Source organism: Gilliamella sp. wkB18 (genome assembly GCF_001690875.1).
In the GTDB taxonomy this organism is placed as follows: Bacteria; Pseudomonadota; Gammaproteobacteria; order Enterobacterales; family Orbaceae; genus Gilliamella; species Gilliamella apicola_A.
Genome location: NZ_LZHM01000017.1, coordinates 1 through 2,845 on the forward strand (window position 1 = coordinate 1; position 2,845 = coordinate 2,845).

Consider the following 2,845-nt stretch of genomic DNA (forward strand, 5'->3'; position numbering starts at 1 on the left):
CAATCTTTTTCTAATTTTTGCATATCTACTTTATTGAGAAATGAATTGCCTCGATATTTTTTTTCTATATTAAATTGTTGGCTGTAGCAGCAGGTACTAAAGAAAGAAAAAATAATACCGATATAAAATAAATGTTTCATAAGCTATTCCTTAATTTCTTCAATTTTAGTGAGTGAAAAGTCAGCATGAAAGTGAGAGTCATGTAATTCACCTCCGTTTACAACACCGGATAATTGTCTAAATTCTTTAAAATGATCATCCTTTCCAACCCGAACCTTAACAAAAAATAGTAACATAGCCTTCAAAAAGGCTAAATCGTCTTTATATTGTTGAAAAGAATGAGAATAATAACCACCTTGGTTATTTTTTGATTTATACTCAAAGTCAATAGCCATACCGTTAATATGCAATGTACTTGGAAAACAAGATCCCCATTCAAAAGCACTACCTGTGGAGATAACTGCTTTTTTGTAAACAGCTAAACTCCCTAACATGGTTACAAACTATTTATTTTTTTAAATCAATCCTATTTTGCTAGCTTTATTTCAGCTTGTTTGATTTCTTGCTTTAATTCTTTTATCTCACATAAAAAGACTTCTATAGGGTAATAAGAATTTATATCGTCATATAATATGCTATGTTTACTTAAACATAGTTTATCTATCTTTTTCTTAATTAATGGGAGGTTATTTTTGGGCGCGTTCTTCTTTTTAACTAATAACGTTGTTTTTTGTTTTAATAATTCTAAATAATAAAAATAAAGATGTATTCTATTACATCCTTCCTTAGTTTCATCATTTAAACATTCCAAAAATTTACTGCTGTTATAATCGATAATATCATCAGGGTTAGGTACTACGCTAAAATCATCAGGATAAGTAATTTGATAACTACCGTAATATATCTGTAATAAATCAAATTTTAATTTTTTCTCATCAATTTTATAATGCTTCCAAGTTTGAGGCCCAACTCCACTATCCATTTCAAATAAGGATAAAGTATAAATATCACCACTTGGTGCAATATAATAATATTGATAACCAACAGCAAGAAAATTCGTTATATTCGTAAAAGTATTAGCAAGCGTTATTTGATCTTTAATTTCATTATTTTGAATTAAAGATAAAGTCAATTTAGCACCAGAATAATCATCTTCTTCCTCCACGAAGCTAAAAGCTTCTTTGCTTAATTTTAGGGTTAAACCATTTTTCTGATAGATCACCTTACTTTTATCAACCGAATTAAGAACATTGCTAAAATAATTACCAAATTTATGTAATGGACAACGTTTATCCATTTCTACTTGTATGGAATAATCAGAATTTATATAGTCTTCACGTGAGCAATCTTTTTCTAATTTTTGCATATCTACTTTATTGAGAAATGAATTGCCTCGATATTTTTTTTCTATATTAAATTGTTGGCTGTAGCAGCATGTACTAAAAAAAGAAAAAATAATACCGATATAAAATAAATGTTTCATAAGCTATTCCTTAATTTCTTCAATTTTAGTGAGTGAAAAGTCAGCATGAAAGTGAGAGTCATGTAATTCACCTCCGTTTACAACACCGGATAATTGTCTAAATTCTTTAAAATGATCATCCTTTCCAACCCGAACCTTAACAAAAAATAGTAACATAGCCTTCAAAAAGGCTAAATCGTTTTTATATTGTTCAGAAGAATGACCGTAATAACCACCACTACTTTTTTTCGAACTGTATTCAAAGTCAATAGCCATGCCGTTAATATGCAATGTACTTGGAAAACAAGAGCCCCATTCAAAAGCACTACCTGTGGAGATAACTGTTTTTTTATAAACAGCTAAACTCCCCAACATGGCAGCAAACAAGGCTGGATTGGCGTAACGGCGCTTTGTATTATGGAAACTATATTCAATCTTTAAATCGCCATATTGCGCATTTAATGAATCAGGCATTCTTATCAACTCTACCTCATTGCCGGTTACACCAAAAACTCGCCATGAATTTTTATGTGGCAACTCTTTGTTTTTAACTTTATTTTTCGCATATTCCGAATGGTAGCCCCATTCAGCGATTTTACCAGTGGCATAAATAATTCGATATTTAGTATCACCATCGTTTACATCTGAAGCGCTATCATTAGGACCTGGTTTAAAATGATCTTTCGTTTGATTAGGGATAACTGATTTTGAAAATTTCTCTTTAATTTTGATATATTCCAATTCACAAACCTTATACCTGTTATCTTGTCCATCGACAATGACATAGCGATACTTATTTTGATTCTCATCTTTAATAAATGACGGTATATATTTTTGTATTCGACCATCTAAATAAATATAAAACACAATAATATCTATTTTTTCTTCTTGGAAATAATCCACCATCGCCACCGGATGAATAAACCATGCCTTGCCGTCTGCGGATAGATTGGATAGTTTAGGCGTATTGACTTCTGTGTTTGCGGTTGAGTTTTGAGTTTGTGCTTGCGCCACTTTTTTCCACCACAGTGAGGGTTTGATGCGCTCTTCTTTTTCTAGCTGCCAGTTGGTTTTGATATGTTCGTGCGCTTCGTCCACTTTTTTCATGGCAAAATCTCGCTGATAAGGCTCGGTGATGCCAAGTTTATCTAATCCCGCTTCAATAAGCGCTTTTTGTTGTTGCTTTTCTTCTTCAAATAGCTCATCAACTTCGTTCCATTTGCTTAACCCTTCATCTGCATACCATTCACTTTCATATTTCACCAGTAAATGCCCTATCTGCTCCGCTGTCCAACTTCTGCGTAATCCTTCCTTTAAATCCCTATCCGTAAAAGTCGGTGGCGGTAGGTCTTTTTTTCGTTGGGTTGAATATATTAGTGTGCC

At 32.3% G+C, this 2,845-nt stretch carries 2 protein-coding genes and 1 pseudogene; all 3 read right to left on the bottom strand.

Annotated elements, in window-relative coordinates:
* Positions 1-143: 143 nt before the first annotated feature.
* Positions 144-494, bottom strand: coding sequence for a hypothetical protein (locus A9G48_RS00810; RefSeq protein ID WP_065575658.1), 351 nt, complete (start codon positions 492-494; stop codon positions 144-146).
* 32 nt (positions 495-526) lie between these two features.
* Positions 527-1,483: a hypothetical protein gene (locus tag A9G48_RS00815; RefSeq protein WP_065575659.1), complete on the bottom strand. Its 957-nt coding sequence runs from the start codon at positions 1,481-1,483 to the stop codon at positions 527-529.
* A 3-nt stretch (positions 1,484-1,486) separates the two neighbouring features.
* Positions 1,487-2,845: pseudogene (locus A9G48_RS11430) on the bottom strand (hypothetical protein); the annotation flags it as partial.

Coding starts and splice junctions, on each gene's coding strand:
- A9G48_RS00810 (WP_065575658.1), bottom strand. CDS start 494: ATGTTAGGGAGTTTAGCTGTTTACAAAAAAGCAGTTATCTCCACAGGT.
- A9G48_RS00815 (WP_065575659.1), bottom strand. CDS start 1,483: ATGAAACATTTATTTTATATCGGTATTATTTTTTCTTTTTTTAGTACA.